General features: G+C 66.8%; 16 protein-coding genes. 9 read left to right on the top strand and 7 right to left on the bottom strand.

Annotated elements, in window-relative coordinates:
- Window positions 1–39 precede the first annotated feature (39 nt).
- Window positions 40–1,338 (bottom strand): InlB B-repeat-containing protein, encoded by a 1,299-nt coding sequence (locus C7C57_RS04910; protein ID WP_187977800.1) that lies wholly within the window; start codon window positions 1,336–1,338, stop codon window positions 40–42.
- A 100-nt stretch (window positions 1,339–1,438) separates the two neighbouring features.
- On the opposite strand from C7C57_RS04910, the gene C7C57_RS04905 reads away from it, so the two are divergent.
- The 6 genes from C7C57_RS04905 (at window position 1,439) to C7C57_RS04880 (ending at window position 8,736) form a co-directional block, all read left to right on the top strand.
- Complete coding sequence (locus C7C57_RS04905; RefSeq protein WP_187977799.1) at window positions 1,439–1,960, top strand: hypothetical protein; 522 nt, start codon at window positions 1,439–1,441, stop codon at window positions 1,958–1,960.
- A gap of 261 nt (window positions 1,961–2,221) precedes the next feature.
- Window positions 2,222–3,253, top strand: coding sequence for a LacI family DNA-binding transcriptional regulator (locus tag C7C57_RS04900; RefSeq protein WP_187977798.1), 1,032 nt, complete (start codon window positions 2,222–2,224; stop codon window positions 3,251–3,253).
- Window positions 3,254–3,486: 233 nt separating this feature from the next.
- Window positions 3,487–5,193 carry a glycoside hydrolase family 13 protein gene (locus C7C57_RS04895; protein ID WP_187978277.1) on the top strand — a complete coding sequence of 569 codons (1,707 nt, stop codon included), beginning with the start codon at window positions 3,487–3,489 and terminating at the stop codon, window positions 5,191–5,193.
- 21 nt (window positions 5,194–5,214) lie between these two features.
- Complete coding sequence (locus tag C7C57_RS04890; protein ID WP_187977797.1) at window positions 5,215–6,594, top strand: ABC transporter substrate-binding protein; 1,380 nt, start codon at window positions 5,215–5,217, stop codon at window positions 6,592–6,594.
- A 202-nt stretch (window positions 6,595–6,796) separates the two neighbouring features.
- Window positions 6,797–7,735 (top strand): carbohydrate ABC transporter permease, encoded by a 939-nt coding sequence (locus tag C7C57_RS04885; RefSeq protein ID WP_030148524.1) that lies wholly within the window; start codon window positions 6,797–6,799, stop codon window positions 7,733–7,735.
- Entirely contained in the window at window positions 7,732–8,736 is a 1,005-nt protein-coding gene (locus tag C7C57_RS04880; protein WP_370581436.1) for a carbohydrate ABC transporter permease, read from the top strand. Before C7C57_RS04885 ends, C7C57_RS04880 begins: the two co-directional genes overlap by 4 nt.
- Window positions 8,737–8,865: 129 nt before the next feature.
- Here C7C57_RS04880 and C7C57_RS04875 read toward each other — a convergent pair whose 3' ends face one another.
- Genes C7C57_RS04875 through C7C57_RS04850 form a run of 6 tightly spaced genes read right to left on the bottom strand, consistent with a single transcriptional unit; the run spans window position 8,866 to window position 16,374 of the window.
- Entirely contained in the window at window positions 8,866–11,574 is a 2,709-nt protein-coding gene (locus C7C57_RS04875) for a metallophosphoesterase family protein (RefSeq protein ID WP_187977796.1), read from the bottom strand.
- Between the two features lie 54 nt (window positions 11,575–11,628).
- Window positions 11,629–12,441: an inositol monophosphatase family protein gene (locus tag C7C57_RS04870; RefSeq protein WP_187977795.1), complete on the bottom strand. Its 813-nt coding sequence runs from the start codon at window positions 12,439–12,441 to the stop codon at window positions 11,629–11,631.
- Entirely contained in the window at window positions 12,441–13,343 is a 903-nt protein-coding gene (gene phnE / locus C7C57_RS04865; RefSeq protein ID WP_255505777.1) for a phosphonate ABC transporter, permease protein PhnE, read from the bottom strand. Before phnE ends, C7C57_RS04870 begins: the two co-directional genes overlap by 1 nt.
- A gap of 32 nt (window positions 13,344–13,375) precedes the next feature.
- Complete coding sequence (locus C7C57_RS04860) at window positions 13,376–14,158, bottom strand: phosphonate ABC transporter ATP-binding protein (protein ID WP_187977794.1); 783 nt, start codon at window positions 14,156–14,158, stop codon at window positions 13,376–13,378.
- Between the two features lie 4 nt (window positions 14,159–14,162).
- Window positions 14,163–15,086 carry a phosphate/phosphite/phosphonate ABC transporter substrate-binding protein gene (locus C7C57_RS04855; protein WP_187977793.1) on the bottom strand — a complete coding sequence of 308 codons (924 nt, stop codon included), beginning with the start codon at window positions 15,084–15,086 and terminating at the stop codon, window positions 14,163–14,165.
- A 34-nt stretch (window positions 15,087–15,120) separates the two neighbouring features.
- On the bottom strand, window positions 15,121–16,374 hold the full coding sequence (locus C7C57_RS04850) for an FAD-dependent oxidoreductase (RefSeq protein ID WP_187977792.1): 1,254 nt from the start codon (window positions 16,372–16,374) through the stop codon (window positions 15,121–15,123).
- 165 nt (window positions 16,375–16,539) lie between these two features.
- On the opposite strand from C7C57_RS04850, the gene C7C57_RS04845 reads away from it, so the two are divergent.
- The 3 genes from C7C57_RS04845 (at window position 16,540) to C7C57_RS04835 (ending at window position 18,347) form a co-directional block, all read left to right on the top strand.
- Window positions 16,540–17,319 carry a GntR family transcriptional regulator gene (locus C7C57_RS04845; protein ID WP_187977791.1) on the top strand — a complete coding sequence of 260 codons (780 nt, stop codon included), beginning with the start codon at window positions 16,540–16,542 and terminating at the stop codon, window positions 17,317–17,319.
- 28 nt (window positions 17,320–17,347) lie between these two features.
- Window positions 17,348–18,070 carry a phosphonatase-like hydrolase gene (locus tag C7C57_RS04840; RefSeq protein ID WP_187977790.1) on the top strand — a complete coding sequence of 241 codons (723 nt, stop codon included), beginning with the start codon at window positions 17,348–17,350 and terminating at the stop codon, window positions 18,068–18,070.
- A 118-nt stretch (window positions 18,071–18,188) separates the two neighbouring features.
- Window positions 18,189–18,347 (top strand): beta-class phenol-soluble modulin, encoded by a 159-nt coding sequence (locus tag C7C57_RS04835; RefSeq protein ID WP_187977789.1) that lies wholly within the window; start codon window positions 18,189–18,191, stop codon window positions 18,345–18,347.
- Window positions 18,348–18,515: the final 168 nt, after the last annotated feature.

Genomic DNA, 18,515 nt, shown 5'->3' with positions numbered 1-18,515 from the left:
GCAGGGGGAAAGCCCCCGCACCACCCCGTGTCCGGCAACCTATCCGCGACGACGGCGAACGGCAAACCCGGTCATCGCCAGTCCGGCTGCCAGCGCCCCCACCGCGAGGGCGATCCACGTGGGGCCGGCGTCGGCACCGGTGTGCGCGAGACCGGCGGCCTGCACCGGACCGGCCGAAGGCGACGGCACCGCACTCGTCGAGGCCCCCGGATCGGGTGCGCTCGGTGAGGCTGCGACCGGGGGCACGGAGGCCGGGTCGGACGGCGTCGAGGTCGGCGTGGACCCCGGCTGGGTCGGCGTCGCGGTCGGAGTCGACGTCGACTCGGGCTGAGTCGGCGTCGGGGTCGGGGTCGGCTCCACGGCTACCGGGGCCCACTTGGCAAAGTAGACCCGATCTGCGGTGAGCGGGGCCGAGAAGTCCGCCTCCCGGGTCAGCGCCGAATCGGTGAACCACCCCTCGAAGGTGAATCCCTCGGCGGTGGGGTCGGCCGGACGCTCCGACAGCCCGCCGATGGCGATCGCCCTCGGCTCAATGGCGGAGCCGTGCCCACCGAGGTCAAACGAAACGTTGACGATCCGAAGCTGTTTCCACCGAAGGATCACAACACCCGATCCCCCATTCGCGCTCCCGCGCCCCGCGATCGCCTGAACCGCGCCGCCGCCGGCTCCACTGTTTGCCAGCGCCACGCCAATTGACGAGCCGGCACCGCTCAGGCTCACCGCACCCGCGCCGCACAGGGCCGGGACGCTGGCCTCAACCGCCGTCGAGGCGACGAAGGCACCACCGCCGCCGAAGCAGCGAGTGTCATCGGCGAACGGTGATCCCGCAGCGGCAAGCTGGGCCGGGGTAACGCCGTTTCTCGGATTTTCCACGTTCCCAACGGAGGCACCAAGACCCGAGGTACCGTTTGTACCGCGCGGGCCCGCATAAGCCAGAACTTCGGGAACACCGGGCTGGCTCACTCTACTGACGACCCCGGCATTACCGGCGGCAATCTCCAGCGGGCGTGCGGGATCGGCATCGAACCCCTGGAGATCCACCACGCCCCCGGAGCCCCCTCCCGCGTAATAGTCGCCGTTGTCGCTCACGGTGCCGCTTCCTCCACCGCCCACAACCAGCGCCTCAAGCGAGGTCATTTCGGCGGTCGGGGTGAAGGTTGCCGAGGATCCACCGTTGATGGTGACCTCGCAAATCGCTGGGCCGATCGGGACGCCGCCGGCGTCACAGGTTGCCGAATCGGCGGCGCCGGCCGGCGCAACTCCGGCAAGGATGCCGGCCAGACCGAGCCCGGAAACCGCGCCGATCACCGCCACCCGTTGGAAAGAATGAGAACCCACTGCTACTCCCTCGTAACTACCAGAAACACTAAACAATGTATTGTTTCACAATTCGCGACTTTCTCTGGCCAGATTTCATTCGAGCGCGCAGAATAGAGGCATGACCGCCACCGTGGATCTGATCGATGCCTTCCGAAGCGCCGACCCCGATCGTCGCGCCAGACTCCTGCGCGGCTGCGAAGCCGGTGCCGACTCCGACCGGGTCGACTTCCTGATCACCCTGGTTGAGGACACCGCCGAGGATCCGGCCGTGCGCACCGAGGCCGCCCGTGCCCTGGCGCTGATCGCGGCGATCGACGGGGAGGAGCCCGGCCGTCTCTTCGATGAGGAGCTGGATACCGCACGCAATCTGATCGGCGAGATCCTGGCCGGCGTGGCCAACCGCGATCCCGATGAGGACCTCCGCGTCTGGGCCCTGCGCGGACTCGCGCGCTGCGATCTACCCGACTCCGCCATTCGTGTACTCGTGGGTCTGGCCCTGGCTGAGCGGGAGGATCCGCTGCTGCGCACCCTTGCCGCGGCGGCCGTCTACGCCCAGGCCCCGGAATCGGTGGTCCGCACCGAGGCTCTCCCGGTTTTTGATCACGACCCGATCCTCGCCGGCGGCCCACACACCGCCTAGGTGCCCTTGCCGTAACACCCTTGTTACGGCTGCAATATCAACATCCGAACTGATCGAGTACCTGACCACCTGCGCGCCGATCAGCGCGGGTTAGCCGAGCCCGTTCGAAAGCACCGCCCCCTTGCGCCACGCCGGTCCTCGGCACCGGTTTGGGATTATTTTGGCCGCGCTCCGGGGCTAATCGGGGATGAATTTACCCAGCCGGACCGAATCTACGCAAAAGGCTTACTTTTTGTTGCAAGAACTTGCTAGTGTGGCGACATGTCACGAAGACTCGCTGAGGTAGCCCGCAAGGTAGGCGTGAGTGAGGCGACCGTCAGTCGCGTCCTCAATGAAAAGCCGGGGGTGTCCGAGACCACCCGCAACGCGGTGCTCACCGCCCTCGATGTGCTGGGGTATGAGCGCCCCTCCAGCCTGCGCGGGGAACGCGCCCGCCTGGTGGGCCTGGTTCTACCCGAACTGCAGAACCCAATCTTCCCCGCGTTTGCCGAGGTGGTCTCCGGGGCGCTCGCCCAAAATGGCTACACCCCGGTGCTGTGCACGCAGACCACCGGCGGGATCTCCGAGGCCGACTATGTGGACCTGCTGCTTTCCCAGCGGGTGTCCGGTGTCGTGTTCTCCGGCGGTGCCTACGCGGAGACCGATGCCAGCCACGAACACTACGACCGCCTGACCGAGCTCGGCCTGCCGTTTGTCTTTGTCAACGCCCTGGCCGAGGGCCTGGATGTCGCCACGGTTTCCTGCGACGATGCGGTCGCGATGGAGCAGGCGCTGGTCCATCTGCACCAGCTCGGGCACACCCAGATCGGCCTGATTCTGGGCCCCAAGGACCACGTGCCCTCGCGGCGCAAGTATCAGGCCGCGCTGCGCTGGGGTGCCGCGAACGGCGTGGATTTCACCGGCAGCCGCGTCATCCACTCGCTCTACTCGCTCGAGGCCGGGCAGGTTGCGGCGACGCGTCTGCTGCAGAAAACCGACGCCACAGCCTTTGTCTGCGCGAGTGACCTCCTGGCCCTCGGCGCGATCCGTGCGGTGCGCCGGGCGGGCCTCAACGTGCCCGCCGATGTCTCGGTGGTGGGCTATGACGACTCCGCCCTGATGAACGCGGTCGAGCCCCCGCTGACCACGATCCGTCAGCCGATCGAGACGATGGGACGCATGGTGGTGGAGCTCCTGCTGCGTCAGATCGGCGAGGATTCGGCCACCCGGGACGAGTTCCTATTCGAGCCCGAGCTGGTGGTTCGCGGCTCCACCGCGCCGATGCGCACCCGCTCCGCGCGCAAAAGAGAGTAAATCTTTGTAAATTTCTTACGTTCTGTGTCCTTCTTGCGTGATTCTGTCGCTTCCCTTACATTTAGGTTTCAACAACGGCGTTGGTCGGGTTACTGCCCCAACCGGTACACGAGTGACGCCACGGATTACGCACAGGAAACAGAGGCGCTGGTTTGTCCAGGACCGTTGAACACCACACGACCACCGCGGTCGACTCCCCCGAGGCCCTCGGTGCGGAGACCCCCGAGGCGTCCATCGACGCGCTCGGCACCCTTCTTACCCCCTCCGCCAACTCCTGGTGGCGCGGGGACACGATCTATCAGATCTACCCCCGCTCGTTTGCCGACGGTAACGGCGATGGCACCGGCGACCTCCGCGGAGTCCGCCAGCGCCTGCCGTACCTCAAGGAACTCGGCATCAACGCGATCTGGTACACCCCGTGGTACGAGTCCCCGCTGGCCGATGGTGGCTATGACGTGGCCGACTACCGCCGGATCGACCCCGCCTTCGGCGACCTGGCCGAGGCCGAGGCGCTGATCCAGGATGCGCTGGCCCTGGGCATCCGCACGATCGTGGATGTGGTCCCCAACCACGTCTCGGCCGCGCACCGCTGGTTCCAGCAGGCCCTGGCAGCGGAGCCCGGCTCCCCCGAGCGCGCCCGCTTCTGGTTCCACCCGGGACTCGGCGAGAACGGCGATCAGCCGCCCACCCACTGGCCCAACAACTTCGCCGGCCCCACCTGGACCCGCCTCACCAACGAGGATGGCACCCCGGGCGAGTGGTACCTGCACCTGTTTGATCCCGAGCAGCCCGACCTCAACTGGTCCCACCCCGAGGTGGTCCAGGAGCACGAGGACATCCTGCGCTTCTGGTTCGACCGCGGCGTAGCGGGCATCCGGATCGACTCGGCGGCCCTGCTGGTGAAGGACCCCGCCCTGCCCGAGATCCCCGAGAACCCGGGTCCCGGCGAGCACCCCAACACCGACCGCGACGAGCTGCACACCATCTACCGCGGCTGGCGTCGGGTGGCCGAGGAATACCGCGACCGGGCACCGCTGGGAGGCCGCGCGCTGATCGGTGAGATCTGGCTGCCCGATGCCGAGCGCTTTGCCGCGTACCTGCGCCCCGATGAGATGCACACAGCGTTCAACTTCGACTTCATGACGCGGCAGTGGAAGGCCGAGGAGCTGCGTGCCTCGATCGATCTGATGCGTGATGCCCACGCCCCGATCGGTGCCCCCTGCACCTGGGTGCTCTCCAACCACGACGTGACCCGGGTGGTCACCCGCTACGGCCGTGAGGACTCCTCGTTCGAGTTCCTCAAGAAGCGTCGCGGGATCCCCACCGACCTGGCCCTGGGTACCCGTCGTGCCCGCGCCGCCGCGCTGCTGACCGCCGCGCTGCCCGGTTCCCTCTACATCTGGCAGGGCGACGAGCTCGGCCTGCCCGAGGTTGAGGATCTGCCCGATGAGGAGCGTCAGGACCCGATGTTCCACCGCTCGAACGGTGTGGACCCGGGTCGCGATGGCTGCCGCGTGCCGCTGCCGTGGTCCGGTCAGGAGCCCCCGTTCGGCTTCGAACCCGAGGGTTCCACCGCGCCGACCTGGCTGTCCCAGCCGGCCGATTGGAACACCTACACGGTTGAGGCTCAGCGCAGGGATCCCGGATCGATGCTGAACCTGTACCGCCGGATGCTGGAGTTCCGTGAGCGCGATGCGGCGCTCGGAGACGGCCCCTTCCGCTGGCTCACCGCGGCCGACCACGCGGGCTTCGGCCCCGAGGTGCTGGCCTTCGCCCGGGCCGACGGATTCATCAGCGTCACCAACTTCTCCGGTGAACCCTTCGCGCTGCCCGAGCGCGCCCAGCTCCTGCTTTCCAGTTCCCCCCTCGAAGGCGGTCTCCTGCCCGCCGACACCACCGCGTGGCTTCGGCTCACGCAGCACCCCTCCCGCACCAACTAATCACAACGAAAGGCAATGACAATGAAGTCACCCATTAAGGCGTTGACCCTCACGGTCTCCGCTCTGGCAGCAATCGGCCTCCTGGCCTCCTGCTCAAACGGCGCCAACCCGGGCGGCGGCGAATCAGCCGACGGCAAGGTTGAGCTCTCGGTGGTCAGCCTGATCCCCGGAACCGAGCAGGCGGCATTTGACGCCTTCAACAACCAGGTCAAGCAGTTCGAAAAGGCCAACCCGGACATCAAGATCAAGCCGGTCGAGTACGAGTGGAAGGCCGACACCTTCCCCGCGCTGCTCGCCGGTGGCACCCTGCCGATCGTCTACACCATCCCCTTCACCGACGGTCAGACCCTGATCGAAAACGGTCAGATCGCCGACATCACCGAAGAGGTCAAGGCGCTGCCGTTCTACGACAAGTTCAACAAGAACGTGCTCTCGGCCGGCACCGACGACAAGGGTCACATCTTCGCCGTCCCGCGCGAGGCCTACGGTAACGGCCTGCAGTACAACCGCGACCTGTTCAAGCAGGCGGGCCTGGACCCCGACAAGCCGCCGACAACCTGGGATGAGGTCCGCGCCGCCGCCAAGACCATCTCCGAGAAGACCGGTGCAGCCGGTTACATGCAGATGACCCAGGGCGCCACCGGTGGATGGCAGACCACCGTGGCCACCTACGCCCACGGCGGACGCATGGAGGAGATCAAGGGTGACAAGGTCACCGCGACCCTCGACACCGACGCCACCAAGAAATCCCTGCAGTTCCTCAAGGACCTGCGCTGGGAGGACAACTCGATGGGCTCGAACTTCCTCTACGACTGGGGAACCATCAACAAGGCATTCGCCTCGGGCCAGATCGGCATGTTCACCGGCGGAAGCGACCTCTACACCGCGCTGATCCGCGAGAACCAGATGGACCCGGCGCACTACGGCATCACCACCCTGCCGCTCGAGGGCAAGGACGGCGCCGTGCTCGGCGGCGGTACCCTCTCGGTGGTCAACGGTAAGGCCAGCGAGGCGCAGAAGAAGGCCGCCGTCAAGTGGATCGACTTCTACTACCTGCAGAAGTACCTGGACAAGGACGCGGCCATCACCGATGCCAAGACTCTCGCCGCCGCCAACCAGGCCGTCGGTACCCCGGCCCTGCCGATCTTCGACAAGGCCACCCTGGATGAGTCCCGCGAGTGGATCAAGGACTACATCAACGTTCCCCAGGACCAGGTAGCCCCGTTCACCTCGAAGATCTTCGACCAGCCTCTGGTGATCGAGCCGACCAAGAGCACCCAGGACATCTACGGCATCCTCTCGCCGGTGGTCCAGGCCGTGCTCACCGATAAGAACGCCGACATCGACGCCCTGCTCAAGCAGGCCAACGCCGACGCCCAGGCGGTCCTGGACCGCGGCTAGCGCCACCGGTTTCACCCGCGGTTCACGCCGCACAGCTAGTATCCGCGAGCATCGGGCTCTCGCATCGCTGCGATGCGAGAGCCCGGGCAGCCGCATCACCTCGATGCGCACGCCCGAGCCTCGCGCCGGCCGCGGGGATGGCCCAACCATCCCCGCGGTCACACCTCGTTATTCCCTCGTGCAGGAAGGCACCGCCGCCACCATGACCACCCTCACCAAACCCGCTCCGACCAAGCGTCGGCGCGCCCGGAATCCACGCACCTGGTTGCGTGGCGGTGGGCTCTCCAACCTCCTCTTTGCGGCCCCGATGATCATCATCTTTGGGCTGTTCTCGTTCTACCCGATCATCCGCGCGTTCGTGATGAGCTTCCAGAAGACCAACCTGATCGCCGACCCGCAGTGGGTGGGACTGCTGAACTTCCAGCGTGTGCTGGAGGATCCGGTGTTCTGGGTGGCCCTGCAAAACACCGGCTGGTTTGCGCTGCTGGCCCTGATCTTCGGATACCCGATTCCGCTGATCGCCGCCGTGCTGATGAGCGAGGTGCGTCGGGCCCGCGGCCTGTACTCGGTGCTCGCGTATCTGCCCGTCGTGATCCCGCCGGTGGTCGCCGTGCTGCTGTGGAAGTTCTTCTACGATGCGGGCCCCAACGGTGTGTTCAACACCATGCTGGGCTGGGTGGGCCTCGGGCCCTTCCCGTGGATTCAGGACGCCACCATGGCGATGCCCTCGATCGTGCTGGAGGCCACCTGGGCCGCCGCCGGTGGAACCATCATCATCTACCTCGCCGCGCTGACCGGGGTCGCCCCCGAACTCTACGATGCCGCCGAGATCGACGGCGCGGGCATCTGGCGCAAGATCTGGCACGTGACCCTGCCGCAGCTGCGCGGGGTCCTGCTGATCACCCTGATCCTGCAGATCATCGGTACCGCGCAGGTGTTCCTGGAACCCTTCCTGTTTACCGATGGTGGACCGGCCAACTCCACGGTCACCCTGCTCCAACTCATCTACCGGTACGGCTTCCAAAACAGCCTCGGTGGTAACTACGGTTCGGCGACCGCGCTGAGCGTGATGCTCGCGCTCTTCCTCGCCCTGCTGTCCTTCGTGTACTTCCGTCTCACCTCTGGTTGGAGCAAGAATTGACCACCACATCGACCCGTAGCGACGCCGGTGTCGCGGTAACCGCCGACGCGGTGCTCGACACCGTGCCCGCCCCCACCCGTCGCCGTCGCCTCGGAAAGAAGAAGCCCGCGGCCTCCGGCCCCTCGGATGAGCGCGGGATCATCTCGACCAATGAGTGGAGCCGGCGCGGCATTCGTCGCTCCGCCAACGGTATCCAGATCACCCTGCTGGTGCTGCTCGCGATCGGCGGGCTGGGTCCGATCCTCTGGCTCGCCAAGGCCGCGATCACCCCCACCCAGGACACCCTGCGCACCCCGATGGCGCTGTTCCCCAACGGCTTCGCCTGGGACAACGTCAGCAAGGCGTGGACCACGATCGGACTGGACGTTCAGTTCATGAACACCGTGTGGGTGGCGCTGGGTGTGCTGGTCATGCAGCTGGTGGTCACGATGACCGCCGGGTACGTGCTGGCGATCCTCAAGCCCGCCTACGCCAAGGTCCTCAACGCCCTGGTGCTGGCCACCCTGTTTGTGCCCTCGGTGGTGCTGCTGGTGCCGCTGTACCTGACCATCCTCGATGTGCCGTTCCTGGGCATCTCGCTGCAGAACACGTTCTGGGCGGTGTGGCTGCCCGCCGGCGCCAACGCCTTCAACATCCTGCTGGTTAAGCGCTTCTTCGAAAACCTCCCGCCGGAGATCTTCGAGGCCGCGCGCACCGAGGGGGCCGGATCGTTCCGGATCTTCTGGCAGATCGTGTTGCCGCTGTCCAAGCCGATCATCGGTGTGGTCTCGGTCTTCGCGGTGATTGCCGCCTGGAAGGACTTCCTCTGGCCCAAGCTGGTGCTCGCCCTCCCCGAGGTACAGCCGCTCTCGGTGCGTCTGCCGCAGCTGCAGCAGACCATCGACCTGGGCACCTACCTGGCGGCCCTGGCCATCTCGACCCTGGTGCCGATCGTGCTGTTCATCATCTTCCAGGGTCTGTTCCTGAAGTCCGCTGGCATGGGTGGTGCGGTCAAGGGCTAACCCCGACTCCTCCCCCGTGCTCGCACGCACAAACGCCCACGACCGATTTGGTCGTGGGCGTTTGTGGTTGTGGAGCTAAACCGCGGGGCTCACCGCTGTCGGCTACGCCGCGGGGCTCACCGCTGTCGGCTACGCCTCCGAGGTTCCGCGACGTCGGCGCAGGCCGAACAGGAGCAGTCCGATCAGGCCGAGACCCGCGGCGAACAGCGGCAGGCCATTGGTGCTGGCACCGGTGCCGGGGAGCGCGCCGGATGCGGTGTCACCGGGGGTACCGGTCGACGGGGACGTGGTGGGGGCAGCGGTGGGAGCACCGGTCGGATCGGTCGGTCCCGTGGTCGGATCCGTCGGACCGTCGGTCGGGTCGGTGGGTCCGGTGGTCGGATCGGGCGTCGGGTCGGTCGGTCCGGGATCGGCCGGTCCGGTGGGCTCATCACCGGGGATCGCGATGTCGATGTGCTTGATCTCGTTGGGCACGGCCTGGGCATCAAACGAGAAGGCGCTCACCCGCAGGCGGTCCTCGTAGAGGGCCACACGCAGGCCAACCGGGTCGGCATTGCTGTTTCCGGTCTCCTCCCAGTCGCCACTGGGTCCGTACTGGGTGGTGACGGCCACGGTGTTGACGATCGTGGGTGCCTGCGCCCGAGTCGGATCAAAACGCTTCTCCCCGCTCCAGTCATTGAGCGTTCCGGCCCAGTGAGTGTGGCTGGTGAGCACGGTCACGTTGGGGTTGTCCTGCAGCAGGGCGGCCACCCGGGCGGTGTCGTGATCGTAGTCGTTGCGGTAGAAGTTAATGTAGGTACCCGAAACCGAGTTGGCAAACACGTGGTGGGCCATCAGCAGAACCGGCTTGTTCTGTGACTTCCAGTAGGCCAGGCGGTCACGCAGCCACTCGTACTGGGTGTCGGACATCCGCACAAACGGGCCCGATCCACGCGACTTACTGTCGTCGTAGTACTCGCTCCCCAGCCACAGCATGGGCAGCTTGCCATCAACCAGCTGCTCACCCCAGAGACCGCCCTGACCACCCTTGGCGCGCATGCCGGTGGTGTCGAGGAAGCGGTTACGGAAGTCGTCAATGTTGCCGGTACCGAAATACTCGTGGTTGCCGATGGTGGCGAACTGGTTCGGGTAGCGGTTTCCGCCGCCCGCGTTATAGGCGTTGTAGTACTCGGTGTACCGCTCGGCGTAACCGTGGGGTACCAGGTCGCCGTTGGCGACGACGGTGTCGGCGCGCTCGCCGAGGTTGCGGAACCCGGGCAGTACCTGATTCTGCAGGCGGCTGGTGGCCCCCTGAACGTCGCTGAAAATATCGACCCGGGCGCTGGATTCGGCCTCCGCGGGCAGGTCTCCCAGTCCGCGCACGATCTGAGCGTTATCCACCATCCAGGAACCGGTTCCGGCGGCCCCCAGGAAGGCGAATTCCAGGCGGACGTCGGTGGCCCCGGCGGGGATGTGCAGCGGCAAACGCAGCCCGGCCGCCTCCTCGGTAGAGGTCAGCGTGCGCAGAGTTTCGCGCTCCCCGGTGGAGTACACGGCCACCACGGTTCCGCTCTGACCGGCGGTGCCGCGGGCACGGAAGTGGCTGTCCACCCGGGCCTCCAGGGTGTCCCCGGCGCGCACCGGTACCGCGGCGGAGGTGAGGGTTCCGGCAACGGCACCGCGGGCGGCATCGATCACCGCGAGCTTGCCATCGGCGAGGGTGAACGCCTGACGCCGATCTGTTCCCCACTGAGACACGATGTTGTCGAGGGTCGAGATGTTCCATCCGCTGTCGGCGGGGATGGTCCAGGACTCGGGGGTTTCAAACCCGTCGAACCAGACCTTCTTCTCGGTCGTGGCCATCGCCGCACCGGTGGAGGAGTAGACGGTCACCGGGATCGTGGTCTCGATGATGCCCGGGCCACCCAGACGCAGGAGCTGCACGCCGTTGGCGGTCCCGGCGGGGATCGCCACCCGAATCGTGGTGGTGCCATCGGCACCCACGGCGGGAATACCGGACAGCGGGGCGCCCGTGCCCAGGACCGCGCTGACCTGCTGGCCGGGACGCAGCCCCGCCAGGGTAATCACGGCGCTGGAACCGGGTGCCACCACCGGCTTCTCGGTCCCGCGCACACTCGGCCGCACATCGGCGGGCGCACTCTCACGCATGCTCACATTATCGATCATCCAGTACCAGTTGTCCTGGCTCTGCCGGTAGCTCCACCCGAATTCCACGGTCGAGGCGGTGGCGGGGGTATCGACCGAGGCGGTCACAGCCTGGTTGAATCGGTCGCCGGCAAAATTCTCCACCAGGACCTCCGGGCCGCCATCAAAGCGTGCCACCAGTCGCGCGTTTTGCGGCTGCACACCCTGGCGGTAGTGCGAGTCAAAACTGACGCTGGCCGCACCGGTCTTCTCGGTCAGCGCCATCGGTTCGGACCACAGGGTTGAGGTAAACCGGTCTGCGGTGGGACGGTTGGTGTCCGACTGCACCACGGCGACCTTGCCCGAGGCCCGGGTGAACTCGCCCTGTCGTCCAGATCCGGGGAACGCGGTGGTGACCTCGGGAACGGTGTGGAAGCTCCATCCCTCCCAGCCGAGCTTCATGCCGGCGGTGTTGACATTGTCGACGCTCCAGCCGGCCGGGGCGGTCTGTGCATTGACGGCACCCTCAAAATCCTGACCGAGCGGGTTGGCGGCAAAAGCGGGTGCCACACCGACCCCGCTCAAGAAGACACAGAGGACGGCGGCGGCTGCGGTGCGGCGGATACCGCGACCGGAGATGGAACGATGGGCAAACGATTCGGAACCGACCTGGCTCGATCCGACCGCATGCGCACCAAGGGGATGCGATTTCATGGGGTAACACTCCTTGACGGGGATGGTGGGTATGGGGAGGAAAGGACTGTGGGGTTAGCGGGTGATCCGCGAACGGATCTGCTCGTGGATGCGGCCGTTGGTGGCCAGCAGATTGCCCGAGCTGTGGGAGGAGACGCCGTTCACGTCGGTGCAGGTGCCGCCGGCCTCGCGCACGATCGGGATCACCGCGGCGAGATCGTAGGCAAACACATTGAACTCGCAGACCGCGTCCAGCGCCCCCTCGGCCAGCAACATGTAGGACCAGAGGTCACCGTAGGCGCGGTCTCGCCAGACCTCGGCACACAGGTCGAGCAGCGCATCGAGGTGACCGGTCTTGGCCCAGGACTCGACCGCCTGGAAGCTCAGCGACACCTGGTCGAGGCTCTCCACCGCGCTGACCCGCAGCCGGGTGGGCTCGGCGGTGCCGTGCTGACGCCAGGCACCGCCGCCGGACTGGGCCCACCAGCGCAGGCCGAGCGCCGGAGCCGACACCACTCCAAGCACCGGTTCGCCGTCAATTTCCAGCGCAATCAGGGTGCCCCAGTTGGGAACCCCGCGCAGGAAGTTCGCGGTTCCGTCGATCGGGTCGATGATCCAGCGCCGGGTGCCGCTGCCGGTATGTTCACCGGTCTCCTCACCAAAGAAACCGTCCTCGGGGCGGGCCGCTTCAATCGCCGCACGCAGGGCGAGCTCGGTCGCCGTATCGGCCTCGGTGACCACCGAGCCATCGGCCTTGAGACCGTGTTTCAGGGTTGATGCGGTGTAGCGCGGCAGGCTGATCGAATCGGCGAGCGCCGCCAGCTCGCGGGCAAAGGTCAGGTCATCGGCACGAAGGCCCGCGGGGATGGTTTCGGTGAGCAGGACCATTAGGCAAGCCGCTTTCTAATCCAGGCCGAGGCGAGATCCACCACGATGATGAGGATCAGGACGATGATCAGATAGGTCAGCATGGTGTCGAATTGGAAGGTCTTGATGGACTTGTTGATCAGCAGACCGATGCCACCGGCCCCCACCAGACCCAGCACCAGCGAGGAGCGGACGTTTACGTCGAAGCGGTAGAGCAGCAGCCCGGTGAGCTGGGGCAGCACCGAGGGGACGGTTGCGTTGGCCACGATTTGGAACCGGTTCGCCCCCGCGGTGCGCAGCGCCTGCTCGGGTCCGGGATCCACATCCTCCATGGCCTCGGACCACAGCTTGCCCATCACCCCGGTGTTGTGACAGATCAGCGCGAGGACCCCGGCAAAGGGACCCAGACCCACCGCGGTCACAAAGATCAGCGCAAACACGATGTCCGGAACCGCGCGGAAGAAGGACAGGATGGCGCGGGCGATCTGATACACCACGGTGTTGGGTGAGGTGGTGCGTGCCCCGAGCACGGCGAGCAGCAGCGCAAACGGGATCGAGATGGTGGTGCCCAGCAGTCCGATCCACAGGGTGGTCAGCGCGCCGGAGACGCCCGCGCCGATGACCTTGGGACTGAGATCTGGCGGAATCGCCTCGGCGAGGAAGTTCGCCATGCCGCGGGCTCCGCTCACCAGTGCCTCGGGCCGGAAGTCGGTGGCCTGGAAGGCCAGCAGGTGCAGGATCACCAGAACCGCGATGATCATGGTCCAGGATCCCGCGCGCCACGGTGCTCGCGAGTCCGGCGGGACGGGAAGCGTGCGCACGGGTGTTCGGGATGCGGCGCGCTGGCGGGTTCGTTCGCCGGTGGGGCGGGGGTCGGGACCGTGCCCGTCGGTGCGGCTCTGGGGTGTATCGGTGTCGATCACGGGGATCCTCGCTGGTTGGGTGCCCGGGCCGCTCATCGGTAGAGGGCCTGGATCTGTTCGGGGGTGACCTCGGCTGTCGGAGCATCAAAGCTCAACACCCCATCGCGCAGTCCGATGATGCGGTGGGCGTACTTCTGGGCGAGCTCGGGTTGGTGGAGCACCGCGGCGATGCCGAGCCCCTCTTCCACGGCGAGGGCGCGCAGCAGCGCCATCACGTCGTCGGCGGCGCGGGGATCAAGCGCCGAAACCGGCTCATCGGCGAGGATGATCCGTGGGCGCTGGCACAGCGCCCGGGCGATCGCGACCCGCTGCTGCTGCCCGCCGGAGAGGCTGCCCGCACGGTCGTGTGCGCGGTCGGCGAGTCCCACCCGATCCAGGCAGGCCATCGCCTCCTCGCGCAGTTCCCGCCCAAACAGCGGCGGAATCGAACGCCAGGTGGGCAGCCGGGAAAACCCGCCCGCACAGACGTTTTGTAAGACTGTGCGCCGCCCCACCAGGTGAATCTTCTGGAACACGGTGGCGGCGGTGTGCCGGGCCTCGGCGCGGCGGTGAGGGCTCGCCTCGTTGAGGTTGACCCCGGCGATGGTGATGTCGCCGGCGTCGGCCTCGATCAACCCGTTCACCGCGCGCAGCGTGGTGGACTTCCCCGAACCGTTTGCCCCGAGGAAGGCCACCACCTCCCCCGCGTGGACGCGCATGCTCAGCTCTCGCAGCACGGTCCGGTCGCCGAAACGTTTGGACAGCGCGTGGACGTCCAGGAGAACCTCGGCGGTGGTGTCCGATGCGGTGGTGCCGCGCGCGGTGAGGGTATTCATCGGACTAGACGTCCTTCTCGGTGAGGCCCATGATCTTGGCCAGGTCAAACAGCGGCTGGTAGGTGTCCTTGGTGACCGGGATCAGCGGTCCGGCGTTCTTGACGCCGAGGAACGCACTGACCTTTTCCACATCGGCGGTGTCGAGGCTCAGCAGGGCGTCGGTCACGGTCTTCTGGAACTCCTGGGGGAGGTTTCCGCGCACGGTCACCGGGTCGTTGGGGATGTCCTTGGACTTCCAGACCTGGCGGAACTTGGTCTCATCGAAGGTGCCCTTGGCGGTGGCGGTGGCGAGGGTCTGCGAGTTGATCTGGGCGGCGTCCACGGTGCCGTTGACCAGGGCGAGCAGGGCCTCGGGGTGTCCCCCGGCGTAGTCGGCGGTGACCTCGTCAACGATCCCGGCGTCGGTCAGGGCGGACATCGGCAGCGCGTCACCCGAAGTCGAGCCGGGGCTGCCGAGGGCCAGGGTGTGGCCCTTGAGGTCTTCCAGGGTTTTGATCGGGGAGTCGTTGGGCACCCAGATTCCGCCGGTGTAGGTGGTGGGCTTGCCGTCGGCATCACCGAAGGAAACCATCGGGATCGCGTCGGCACGCTGGCTGGCAAACACAAACCCGAGCGGACCGAACTGGGCGATTTCCAGCTGGTCGTTCTCCATTGCCAGCACCTCGGCGGCATAGTCTTCGGTGATGCTCACCTCGACCGGGCAATCCAGCTTCTTGGATAGGGCCGCGGCCAGCACCTGGTAGGCGGGCTCAAGTTTGTCGGGGTCCTCATAGGGCAGGATGCCCATGCGAATCTTGCCGTTGGGGCACACATTTGAGGCACCCTCGGGCTGGGCGGAGCTGTCGCCGGAGGCGGGGCTCGAGCAGGCGGACAGACCCAGGGCCACCAGTGCGGCGGCCGAGGCGACCAGGACGGGGTTCTTTTTCATGATTCTCCTTGGGAGGGGTGAGTATGAGAGGGGGTTAGCTGTGTGTTGCGGGGAGGGAAAGGGTGAGGGCGGCCAGGGTGCGCGCGCCGAGCGCGGGTCCCAGGGTCATGCCGATGCCGGTGGTCACCGTGATCGCGGTGACGCCGGAGGCCGGGTGAACGCTGACGATGTCGTGGGCGGGGCTCTGCGCATAGACGCCCTGCCAGCGTTCGAGCACCTCGAGCGACTCGACACCCAGCACATCGGCCAGTTCGGCGAGCACCGTGGTGGACCATGTCTCGTCGAGGAAGGGCGGGGCGCTGCGGTGGGCCGCATGGGTGTCGCCGATCAGGATCGTGCCGTCGGGGTGCCGGGTGAGCATCAGGTTGGCCTCCATGTCCAGGAGGTCCGGGCGGGTACGTTCCAGATGAACTCGGAGCGCGTCCACCGCGGGGCCGGAAAAGGCCGAGTAGCGCAGCATCGAGGTTCCGGTGAGGACCGCGGGAAACCTCCCCGCGGTTCCCCGGCACCCGACATCGTCAGGCACGGTGCCAGCGGGGAGCTCGGTACCGGCGGAGAGTTCAGTGCCGGCGGAGATCTCACCACCGCCCTCGGGCTCGCCCGCCGCGGGTTCCCGGACGCGCAGCATCTGTAGTGCGCACTCGCCGATGCCGTGCTCCTCGGCGACCTCGGGGAAGAGTCGTCCCAGCAGGTGCCCGGCGGCAATAATCACGTGGTCGGCGGTGACGTCTCCGCGGGAGGTGCCGACCCGCCCGTCGGAAACCGCGTGTACCGTCGTGGAAAACCGCACCGATCCACGCTCGTGGGCATCCACCCAGGCGGCGATCGCGGCCACCGCTCCACGCGGGTTGACGGTGAGGTCGCCGGGCAGCAGCAGCCCCCGGAACTCGGGGTCCATCTCCGTTCGGCCCAGCATCTCGGCGACGCCGCGGGCATCCACCGGGACCGCGTGGGCGAAGCGCTCCTGGCCCCGGGCCTCGGTCAGGACCGCACGCTCGGCCTTATCCCGGGCCAGCACCAGGGTGCCGGTGGGATGGATGTCGATCCCCGCCCGCTCGGCGATACTCGGCCACAGCATGCGGGCCTCATCGGCAAGCGCGGCGAGGGGCCCGCCATGGGCACCAAATCCCAGGTGTCCGAAGTTGCGAATGCTGGCGCCCACGGCCCGGGCATCCTGCTCCAGCACCGTCACTCGAAATCCGGCATCCAGCGCGGCCACCGCGTGGGACAGTCCGATAATGCCGGCGCCGACGATCACGATGTGCGGCGTTGTGTGCATTCTTGTCATGGTTTGAGCTTGCTTGTTCAAAACTAGTCATGACAACTTTTTTCGGCGTAATTCCGCGGGAGTTAACCGAAAGACCCGTCTAGTTGGCAATCAGTCACGTTTCGTTCATGCACTTATCAGGTGACTTGTACAGAGGATGTAAAGACAGGTTCTATGCTTGTGGTCATGACCGAATCGACACCGCTGCACACGCGGCTCTACGACACGATGATCCAGCGCATTCGCTCCGGAGACTGGCGTCAGGGTGAGCGCGTCCCGAGCGAAAAGGAGCTCGCCGAGGAATTCGGGACCTCGCGTGGACCCGTGCGCCAAGCCCTCGCCGCCCTGCGCTCGGAGGGCATGATCGTCGGGGGTCGCGGAGCCCCGCCGCGGGTGAACCGCGCCGTGCCACTGCAATCCTTTGACACGTTTATGTCCTTCACCGAATGGGCGCGCGACCTGGGTTACACGCCGGGGCAGCGTGTGATCGAGGCCGCCCGCAGACCCGCCTCGGAGGAGGTCGCCCGGGAGCTGGAGATCGAACTCGATGAGCAGGTGGTCGAGATCATCCGTCTACGCCTGCTCGACGGGGAACCGGCGATGCTTGAACGATCGCTCTTCCCGTTCCGGATCGGACGACACCTGATCAGCGCCGACCTCGACAACGGCAGCATCTACCAAAACATGCGCGCGCTCAACATCTCCCCGGTCCGAGCCCGGCACGTGATCGACGCGGTGGCCGCGCATCAGCTAGACGCCGAGTGGCTGCGCGTCCCGGTGGGCGGGCCGCTGCTGCGGGTGCGCCGGGTCTCCTTTGACCAGAACGGCGACGTGCTGGAATCCGCCGACGATCGCTACCTGCCCAGCATGGCCACGTTCGTGGTGGAGAACTCGGCCGAGCACCGTACCCCGCTCACCCGCGCGGTGGTGGGAGCGGCACCCGAGGGGCTCTCGGCCCTTCCCTAATCCCCAACCCCTCTCACATCGGAGACCCATGATTCAGCTCGCAGTATTTGATATGGCCGGCACCACGATCGACGATGGCGGCGCGGTGTATCGCGCGCTGGCCGAGGCGGTCACCGAGACCGGTGCCACGGTGGATCCCGGCGACCTCCAGACATGGATGGGCACCGAGAAGCACGCGGCGCTCGAGGCGCTGATCACCCTCGGCGGGGGCACCGTGACTCCGGAGGTGGTCGACACCGCCTATGCCCGCTTCGCCGATATCCTGGCCGACAACTACGCGGCCCGGCCCCCGCGCCCGCTGCTGGGCATTCCCGAGACCCTGGCGGCGCTGCGCGCGGCGGGGATCCGGATCGCGCTGACCACCGGGTTTACCCGCGCCGTGGCGACCGGGATCCTGGAGGAAATGGGCTGGCGGATCGGCTCTCCCGGCGAGGACGACGTGGTCACCATCGATGCGCTGGTGTGCGGTGACGAGGTGGCCCAGGGCCGCCCGGCACCCTATCTCATCCACCGGGCGATGGAGCGCACGGGCGTCGTGGACGTGGCCCGGGTGCTCACCGCCGGCGATACGGTGGTGGATGTTCGGGCGGGGATCAACGCCGGGGTCGCCCACACGGTGGGGGTCCTGACCGGCGAGCTCACCGTCGATGATTTTGCCGCCGCCGGTTTTGCCCCGGGGGAAAGCGAGCGGGTGCACATCCTCGCCTCGGTCACCGAGGTGCCCGCGCTGTGGGAAATCGCGGCGGTCTGACTCGTCCAACATAACGTCCGCTGACATGCGACAGGGCATCTTTCGCCCACCGCCAGATCGGGTGAGGCGCGCAAACCCGCGGTGTTAGCTTCGACTGAACCACTCAAAGGAGAAGCAAATGGAACAGCTGTTTACCGCCATTAAGGCCATCGTCTCGTCCTCGATTAGCCACGACTGGCTCGGCCTCGGCGCCAGCATCGTAGACACCGTCGCCGCCTCTCTCGGCATCGCCGGATCGGTTGCCTACTGGGCACTGCGCGCACTGGGTCTGGTCTAAAGGCTCGGAGCCACCGACCACTGGCCGCGACCCTCGGGTCGCGGCCAGTGTTGTTGCGCCCGGATGAACGGCGGATGAATCCTGGCGGGTTGCGCAAAAAGCAAACATGAGCGAGCCTATAGTCACGGTAAGTGCCACAACCTGATCGGGTATCGGCCGCGGCGGATA

The sequence above is a fragment of the Mycetocola sp. JXN-3 genome, assembly GCF_014522285.1.
GTDB classification, from domain to species: Bacteria; Actinomycetota; Actinomycetes; order Actinomycetales; family Microbacteriaceae; genus Mycetocola; species Mycetocola saprophilus.
This window is presented reverse-complemented; position numbering and strand designations above follow the sequence as displayed.

What these genes read in the sequence shown, in the direction of transcription:
- C7C57_RS04885 (WP_030148524.1), top strand. Translation starts at nt 6,797, where the DNA reads ATGACCACCCTCACCAAACCCGCTCCGACCAAGCGTCGGCGCGCCCGG.
- C7C57_RS04900 (WP_187977798.1), top strand. Translation starts at nt 2,222, where the DNA reads ATGTCACGAAGACTCGCTGAGGTAGCCCGCAAGGTAGGCGTGAGTGAG.
- C7C57_RS04870 (WP_187977795.1), bottom strand. Translation starts at nt 12,441, where the DNA reads ATGGTCCTGCTCACCGAAACCATCCCCGCGGGCCTTCGTGCCGATGAC.
- C7C57_RS04840 (WP_187977790.1), top strand. Translation starts at nt 17,348, where the DNA reads ATGATTCAGCTCGCAGTATTTGATATGGCCGGCACCACGATCGACGAT.
- C7C57_RS04875 (WP_187977796.1), bottom strand. Translation starts at nt 11,574, where the DNA reads ATGAAATCGCATCCCCTTGGTGCGCATGCGGTCGGATCGAGCCAGGTC.
- C7C57_RS04835 (WP_187977789.1), top strand. Translation starts at nt 18,189, where the DNA reads ATGGAACAGCTGTTTACCGCCATTAAGGCCATCGTCTCGTCCTCGATT.
- C7C57_RS04855 (WP_187977793.1), bottom strand. Translation starts at nt 15,086, where the DNA reads ATGAAAAAGAACCCCGTCCTGGTCGCCTCGGCCGCCGCACTGGTGGCC.
- C7C57_RS04845 (WP_187977791.1), top strand. Translation starts at nt 16,540, where the DNA reads ATGACCGAATCGACACCGCTGCACACGCGGCTCTACGACACGATGATC.
- C7C57_RS04905 (WP_187977799.1), top strand. Translation starts at nt 1,439, where the DNA reads ATGACCGCCACCGTGGATCTGATCGATGCCTTCCGAAGCGCCGACCCC.
- C7C57_RS04850 (WP_187977792.1), bottom strand. Translation starts at nt 16,374, where the DNA reads ATGACAAGAATGCACACAACGCCGCACATCGTGATCGTCGGCGCCGGC.
- C7C57_RS04890 (WP_187977797.1), top strand. Translation starts at nt 5,215, where the DNA reads ATGAAGTCACCCATTAAGGCGTTGACCCTCACGGTCTCCGCTCTGGCA.
- C7C57_RS04860 (WP_187977794.1), bottom strand. Translation starts at nt 14,158, where the DNA reads ATGAATACCCTCACCGCGCGCGGCACCACCGCATCGGACACCACCGCC.